Annotated in this window: 7 protein-coding genes; 4 read left to right on the top strand and 3 right to left on the bottom strand. The window is 69.0% G+C overall.

Going from position 1 to position 7,448, the window contains the following annotated elements; all coding sequences use genetic code 11:
• Positions 1-101 precede the first annotated feature (101 nt).
• The gene (locus HOP59_RS18655) at positions 102-1,250 is read right to left on the bottom strand and encodes a four-carbon acid sugar kinase family protein (RefSeq protein WP_234254929.1); all 1,149 of its coding nucleotides are present in this window, start codon (positions 1,248-1,250) and stop codon (positions 102-104) included.
• Positions 1,247-2,239, bottom strand: a complete 993-nt coding sequence (gene pdxA, locus HOP59_RS18660; protein WP_234254932.1) for a 4-hydroxythreonine-4-phosphate dehydrogenase PdxA — start codon at positions 2,237-2,239, stop codon at positions 1,247-1,249. Before pdxA ends, HOP59_RS18655 begins: the two co-directional genes overlap by 4 nt.
• Before the next feature lie 162 nt (positions 2,240-2,401).
• On the opposite strand from pdxA, the gene HOP59_RS18665 reads away from it, so the two are divergent.
• Positions 2,402-3,565: a fumarylacetoacetate hydrolase family protein gene (locus HOP59_RS18665; protein ID WP_010625875.1), complete on the top strand. Its 1,164-nt coding sequence runs from the start codon at positions 2,402-2,404 to the stop codon at positions 3,563-3,565.
• Between the two features lie 25 nt (positions 3,566-3,590).
• On the opposite strand, the gene hpaI is transcribed toward HOP59_RS18665, so the two are convergent.
• Entirely contained in the window at positions 3,591-4,361 is a 771-nt protein-coding gene (gene hpaI, locus HOP59_RS18670) for a 4-hydroxy-2-oxoheptanedioate aldolase (protein WP_010625876.1), read from the bottom strand.
• 160 nt (positions 4,362-4,521) lie between these two features.
• On the opposite strand from hpaI, the gene dgoD reads away from it, so the two are divergent.
• The 3 genes from dgoD to HOP59_RS18685 are packed head-to-tail and all read left to right on the top strand — an operon-like array spanning position 4,522 to position 7,303.
• Positions 4,522-5,670 carry a galactonate dehydratase gene (dgoD, locus tag HOP59_RS18675; protein ID WP_234254933.1) on the top strand — a complete coding sequence of 383 codons (1,149 nt, stop codon included), beginning with the start codon at positions 4,522-4,524 and terminating at the stop codon, positions 5,668-5,670.
• A gap of 11 nt (positions 5,671-5,681) precedes the next feature.
• Entirely contained in the window at positions 5,682-6,689 is a 1,008-nt protein-coding gene (locus tag HOP59_RS18680) for a 2-dehydro-3-deoxygalactonokinase (protein WP_234254935.1), read from the top strand.
• Positions 6,686-7,303 (top strand): 2-dehydro-3-deoxy-6-phosphogalactonate aldolase, encoded by a 618-nt coding sequence (locus HOP59_RS18685; RefSeq protein WP_234254936.1) that lies wholly within the window; start codon positions 6,686-6,688, stop codon positions 7,301-7,303. Before HOP59_RS18680 ends, HOP59_RS18685 begins: the two co-directional genes overlap by 4 nt.
• Positions 7,304-7,448 lie beyond the last annotated feature (145 nt).

Consider the following 7,448-nt stretch of genomic DNA (forward strand, 5'->3'; position numbering starts at 1 on the left):
CGCTGTGAATGTCTTTCAGTGCGAACATCCAGCTGTCCTGCTGTATACGTATCATACCATCAAGCTAACACTAGCCCTCCTCCGAGCGGTGCGCAACCCGGTCAAGAAGTCGACAAGGACGACGCACTCTCCAGGCCAAGGCGATCATGTAGCCGCACCAGCAGATCCGCGTCGCCGAAGCCCCCCGCCTTGGTCATCACCAAGCGCTGCGGCGCACCTTCCAGATGCCCCAGGGCAATCCCGGGGGCCCACTCCGCCTCCACCGCGATGACCGCGCCCCCCAGCCGGGAGAGGGTCGCCACGGCGATATCGCCGCCGCTGAGAAAGAGCAACCCCGTAGCCGCCTCTGGCCAGTGCGATACCGTCCGCAATGCCGCCTCGCCCATGGCGGCGGCAATCTGCGACGGCGCCAGCTCGGTATCGTCATCAGCGCCGGGGGTCAGCAGCACTGCCGTGGCCGCTTCATCGCCCCCCTTCAGCGCCGTCAACCGGGCCAGAGCCGGGACATGCTCTCGCAGCCGCCGCTCCTGCTCCTGGGTTCGTTGCGCGCGGGAGCCCACCGCGTAGAGCACGCGCTCGACGCCTACCAGCGGACAGGGGGCGACTCGCAGCAGGCCAAAGCAGCGCTGGGCGACGGCCGTCGCCAATCCTGCGGCTCCCACCAGCAGCCAGTGGCCGGGCGCCCGCAGTACCGCATCGTAGAGGCAGGCCAGCTCGCGGTCGCTTGCCGCATCGGCCACGCAGTCGCCCTCGGGAAGCGGCGCGTCACAGGGCCTGGCGTGCCTGACCAAGGGCACCCCTGCGGCGCCAAAAGCACGCTCCAGGGAGTCGCCCAGCGGTTCCCCCTCGACCCACACCCGCCCCTCGCGCACCGTTCGCCCCTGGGCCGGCACCGCCGGTGCCACCAGCAAACGCCGCGGGACGACGTCACGCATGGCCAGGCTCTCGGCCACCACCTGGCCGCGCAGGGTGGAGTCGACCTTCTTGAACCACACCGTGGGGGTGTATGGGGCGAGACGCCGGGTCACCGTGGCCACCCGCTCGGCAGCCTCGGCCGCCGGTAGATGGCGCGACTCCGTGTTAACGGCAATCACTTCTGGCGGGGCTTCGCCCCAAGCGCTCAGCGCCGCCTCGAGCCGCTCGGGGGCGATCACCACCCGCGCCTGCGCCCCACGGGCGGCAAAGGGAGCCGCTGCATCCAGTGCGCCGGTCAAGTCGTCGGCGACGATGGCGACCCGGCAGCCGTTCATGACCCGCCGCCCGCGGCCAAGCGGCGCGCATAGGCGATGGCCGCGCCCAGATTGGTGGCGTCCGCGCGGCCCTGCCAGGCGATATCGAAGGCGGTGCCGTGGTCCACCGAGGTGCGCTGAATCGGCAGCCCTAGGCTGACGTTGACCGTGGTGTCGAAGGCGATCAGCTTCACCGGGATATGGCCCTGGTCGTGATACTGCGCCACCACCAGGTCGAACTCGCCGCGCGAGGCGCGATAGAAGACGGTGTCCGCCGAGATCGGCCCCTGCACCTCGAAGCCGCGTTCGCGCAGCTCACGCACCGCCGGCGCAATGATCCGCTCATCCTCGTCGCCGAAAATGCCACCTTCACCGCAGTGAGGGTTGAGTCCGGCCACGGCGATACGCGGCTGCGGAATGCCCATGCTCACCAGGTGCTCGTGCCCCACCGCCACGGTGGCGGCGATGCGCGCCTCGGTGACCCGCTCGATGGCATCGCGTAGCGACACATGAGTGGAAACGTGCAGCGTGGAGAGCGTCTCGGAGGCGAGCAGCATGAAGGAGGAGGGCGCACCGGTGAGCGCCGCCAGCATGCCGGTATGGCCATCGTAGTGATGCCCTGAGGCATGCAGCGCCGCCTTGTTCAGCGGCGCGGTGACGATCACCCGGGCGCGGCCCGCCTGCACCAGCTCCACCGCCCGTTTTACACAGCGAAAGGCCAGGTCACCGCCAGCAGCACTAATGCGGCCATCGGCGATCTCTGCTTCGGCAGCCACCTCGGCCACCGCTATCTTGCCATCGCCGGCACGGGCCTCCTCCAGTGCAGCGAAGTCGAGCGCGGCGCCGAGCAGGGCGGCAGCCCGGCGATAGATGACCGGATCACCCACCAGCAGGGTGCCGTCACGCTCCTCCGGCGACATTTCTGCCAGGGCACGACAGATGATCTCCGGGCCGATGCCCGCCGGGTCGCCCATGGTGATGGCGATTGCACCTCCGTTGACCTCGAACATCGTTTGCCCCTCGCGGTTCGTCTCGCCCAATCTTGCTCCTCGACCCATCTGCGCCCTTGCGATAGAGTTAGGAGAGCTGGCATACCTGTCATACATACCTACATCAATAACATGATAGGCGGAACCTGGCCAGGCGCCACTCCGCCCTCACCGGAGACCCCCATGACCCCTCTCTCGTTACGCGACTGCCTGCCTCGGGACCTGGACCGTGCCTGCCTGGTCGGCCGGGTCTGGTGCGACACACCGAATCCCGGCCCCGTCCTGATCACGGTGCGCAACGGAGAAGCCATCGACGTCACCCAACTGGGACCAACCATGGCCGACCTGCTCGAGCGCGACGACCTGCTCGAGGCGTTGGCGAATGCCGAGGGCCCCTCGCTGGGCTCCGTGGAGCAGCTGCTGGAGAACGCCCTGGCCGAGCCGCAACGGACCCCTTACCTGCTGGCCCCCTGCGACCTGCAGGCGGTGAAGGCCTGCGGCGTGACCTTTGCGGTGAGTCTGCTCGAGCGGGTGATCGAGGAGCAGGCGGGGGGCGACCCGGCCCGGGCCAGCGCCCTGCGCGCAGAGCTGCAGGCGCTGATCGGCAGCGACCTGTCACGCATCGTGCCGGGCTCCGAAGAGGCCATGACGCTAAAGCGCGAGCTGCAGGCCCGCGGGGGCTGGTCGCAGTACATGGAGGTCGGCATCGGTCCCGACGCCGAGGTGTTCACCAAGGCGCAGCCGCTCTCCTCGGTGGGCTTCGGCGCCGGTGTGGGCCTGCACCCGGCGTCGCAGTGGAACAACCCGGAACCGGAGATCGTGCTGGCGGTGGACAGCCGCGGCACGGTCAGAGGTGCTGCCCTCGGCAACGACGTCAACCTGCGCGATATCGAGGGGCGCAGCGCCCTGCTACTGGGCAAGGCCAAGGACAACAATGCCTCCAGCGCCATCGGTCCCTTCATTCGGTTGTTCGACGAGAATTTCGGCATCGATGACGTGCGCCGCGCCCGGGTCACCCTGCGCATCGAGGGCACCGACGACGACTTCCTGCTCGAGGGCGAGAGCGACATGGGCGAGATCAGCCGCGACCCGCTCGACCTGGTCAGCCAGACCCACGGCGCCCACCACCAGTACCCCGATGGCTTCATGCTCTACCTCGGCACCATGTTCTCGCCGATCCAGGACCGCGACGGCGCCGGCCAGGGCTTTACCCATCACCTGGGCGACCGGGTCACCATCGCCACGCCGGCGCTGGGCGCCCTGGTCAATCACGTGGACAGAAGCGATGCCCTGCCGCCCTGGCGCTACGGCCTGCGAGCGCTGATGCGCGATCTTGCCGCCCGCTGAGCCTCGGCAACTTTTGCACGTGCGGTCAGGCCGGGCGGAAACGCCCTGCCAGGCCGCGCAGCGCCTGGGCCAGCAGCAGGGCATCGATACCCACCCCGACGAAGCCGCACCCCGCCGCCAGGTAGTCGTGGGCCTGCTGCTCGTCCAGCGTGAGAATGCCGGCCACGCTGCCGGCGGCGCGGATCCTGACGATGGCGTCGTCGATGGCAGCACGCACTTCCGGGTGCCCCGGGTTGCCGCGATGGCCCATCGCCGCGGAGAGATCTGCCGGCCCCACGAACAGCGCATCGACCCCTTCCACGGCGGCGATAGCCTCGAGATTGGCCAGCGCACGGGGGCTCTCCAGCTGCAGGATCAGGCAGATCTCGTCATCGGCGCGGGCGACATAGTCTTCGACCTGGCCCCAGCGCGAGGCTCGCGCCAGCATACTGCCCATGCCGCGAATGCCGTGCGGGGGATAGCGCGTGGCCGCCACCAGCTCGGCGGCTTGCTCGGCGGTTTCCACCATGGGAATCAACAAGTTCTGCGCCCCGATATCCAAGTACTGCTTGAGCAGCGCGGTGTCGCCATGGGGCGGACGCACCACCGGTTGACTGGCATAGGGAGCGATGGCCTGCAGCTGGCCGAGCAGGCTGGCCAAGTCGTTGGGGGCATGCTCGCCGTCCAGCAGCAGCCAGTCGAAGCCCGCAGTGGCCGCCAGCTCTGCCACGTAGGAACTGGCCAGCCCCAGCCAGATGCCGGTCAAGGGCTCCCCCGCGAGCAGCCGCCGCTTGAAGTCGTTGCGTCCCATGTTCATCCACCCCCCTCGTGTCTGGCGAAGCCACCTCGCCATGATGATGACCCGGTCAACTTGTCATACAAGCATACATGCTCTAATAGTGAATCCGCATGCCGACAGGCAAGCCTCTCTCCGGCCACCGTCGGTATGGAGCTCTGCGCAATCGAGGAGACCCCCGGTGAGAATCACCCGACTCAAGACCTGGCAGGTGCCGCCGCGCTGGCTGTTCCTCAAGATCGAGACCGACGAGGGCTGCTACGGCTGGGGCGAGCCGGTCATCGAGGGTCGTGCCGCCACGGTGGAAGCTGCCGTGCACGAGCTGGCCGACTACCTGATCGGCCAGGATCCGCATCGCATCGAGCACCTGTGGAATACGCTCTACCGTGCCGGCTTCTACCGCGGCGGCCCGATCCTGATGAGCGCCATCGCCGGCATCGACCAGGCGCTGTGGGACCTCAAGGGTCGCGACCTGGGCGTGCCGGTGCACCAGCTGCTGGGCGGCGCGGTACGTGAGCGCATGCGCATGTACGCCTGGACCGGCGGCGACCGCCCGAGCGAGGTGGGTGCCGGCGCCAGAGAGCTGGTGGCGCGGGGCTTCACCGCGTTCAAGATGAACGGCACCGCCGAGATGCAGATCGTCGACTCGCACCGCAAGATCGACGAAGCGGTGGCGCGGGTTGCCGAGGCGCGCGAGGCGGTGGGACCCGAGGTGGGCATCGCCATCGATTTCCACGGCCGCGTGCACCGTCCCATGGCCAAGGCGCTGCTGCGCGAGCTGGAGCCCTACCACCCGATGTTCGTCGAGGAGCCGCTGGCACCCGAGCACCTGCCGGCGCTCAAGCACATCGCCGGCGGCCTGGGCTATCCGCTGGCCACCGGGGAACGGCTGCACACCCGCTTCGAATTCCGCGACCTGCTGGCCGAGGGCATGATCGACATCGTCCAGCCCGACCTCTCCCACTGCGGCGGTATCAGCGAGGGGCTGAAGATCGCCGCGCTGGCTTCGGCCCACGACGTGGCCCTGGCGCCGCACTGTCCGCTCGGCCCGCTGACCCTGGCCGCCTCGCTGCAGTTGGACGCGGTGAGCCACAACGCCTTCATCCAGGAGCAGAGCATGGGCATCCACTACAACCAGGGCAACGACGTGCTCGACTACCTGGTCGACAAGTCGGCGCTGGCCATCGAGGAGGGCTTCTGCGCCGTTCCCCAGGGGCCGGGACTCGGCGTGGAGATCGACGAGGCCTTCGTCGAGGAGCGGGCCAAGCTGGGGCATCGCTGGCGCAACCCGGTGTGGAGCCACGCGGACGGCTCCATCGCCGAGTGGTGAGGAGACCGAGCATGCGCGAGGAAATCCATGAACGGCTCGCCTGGATCGCCGTGGACTGGGGCTCGAGCCATCTGCGCGCCTGGGGCCTGGACGAGCATGGCGAGGTGCTGGCCCGGGGCGGCAGCGACAAGGGCATGCTGGCGCTGACACAGGTGGAGTATGAGCCCGCACTACTTGAGGCCATCGGCGAGTGGCTGCCGCCATCCGGCCACGTGCCGGTGTGGGTCTGCGGCATGGCCGGCGCTCGTCAGGGCTGGCGCGAGGCGGCCTATCTGCCGCTGCCGGCGCGCCTGGACCAGTTGGCCCGCGGCGCCGTGGCACCGCCGGTGTGCGACCCACGCTTGGACGTGCAGCTGCTGCCCGGCCTCTGTCAGTACGCCGACGGCGCGCAGCGGGGCTTCGACGTGATGCGCGGCGAGGAGACCCAGCTCGCCGGCCTGGTGGCCCGCGAGCCGACGTTCTCGGGCCTGGCCTGCCTGCCCGGCACCCACGCCAAGTGGGTGTGGCTGGACGCGGGCAGGGTGGTGCGCTTCGCCACCTGCCTGACTGGCGAACTCTACGGCCTGCTGGCCGGCCAGTCGGTGCTCAGGCACTCGGTGGCCGACGCCAGTCTCGATGAACCCGATTGCCGCGAGGCCTTCGCCGATGCGGTACGCGAGGCCGCCAGCGCGCCTGGCCGCTTCAGCCAGCAGCTGTTCGGCCTGCGCGCCGCCGACCTGCTCGACGACTCGCTGCCCCACGGCCAGGCACGACGCGCCCGCCTGGGTGCACGTCTCTCCGGGCTCACCATCGGGCTCGAGCTGTCTGCGCTCACAGACGAGCTGCCGGGCGATACCGCCGTCATCCTGATCGGTAACGCAGCCCTCTGCGACCGCTACGCGCTGGCACTGAGCACCCTGGGCCGAAGCAGCCGGCACCTCGACGGCGAGACCGCGGTCTTAGCTGGACTCGAGTTAGCCGGGCTCGGGCTGGCCGCGGCCGGCATGGGCGAGGCGCACCCAACAGGAGAAACGCCATGAGCCTGCCCTTGATCGCCATATTGCGCGGCATTACCCCCGACGAGGCAGTGACGGTGGGCGAGGCGATACTCGCCGCCGGCATCACCACCCTCGAAGTCCCGCTCAATTCCCCCGAGGCGCTGGAAAGTATCCGCCGCCTGAGCGAGGCGCTGGGCGAGCGCGCCCTGGTGGGCGCCGGCACCGTGCTCACGGAAGAAGAGCTCAGCGAGGTACACGCCGCCGGTGGCCGGCTTGCCGTCTCGCCCAACTGCCGCCCGGCGGTGATCGCAGCCGCCCGCCGGCTCGGCATGCAGAGCTGGCCCGGCGTGCTCACCCCCAGCGAGGCGTTCGACGCCCTGGATGCCGGCGCCACCGGGCTCAAGCTCTTTCCCGCGGTCCAGTTGGGCACCGAAGGCATGCGGGCACTGCGCGCAGTGCTGCCCCCCGGGACGCTGCTGTATGCCGTGGGCGGTATCGATGCTGACACCATGGCAGCCTGGCGTAGCGCAGGCATCGACGGCGCCGGCCTGGGCAGCGCCCTCTACCGGCCCGGCCAGACGCCCGAGCGGGTCGCCGAACAGGCGTGCGCCCTGGTGGCAGCCTGGAAGGCGGCGGCAAAGGAGAGATCAGGATAAACATTAAAAAAGCCCCACGCAGAATGAACTGCACCCCGAAAGTTGGACACCCAATCCAACCTTCGGGGTGTTTTTATGAGCAATCGATACGATGAGGGGTTCAAGCTGCTGGTGGTGCAGCAGTGTTTGCACGATGACACCAGCT

This window comes from Billgrantia aerodenitrificans (genome assembly GCF_021404405.1).
Lineage (GTDB): Bacteria > Pseudomonadota > Gammaproteobacteria > Pseudomonadales > Halomonadaceae > Halomonas > Halomonas aerodenitrificans.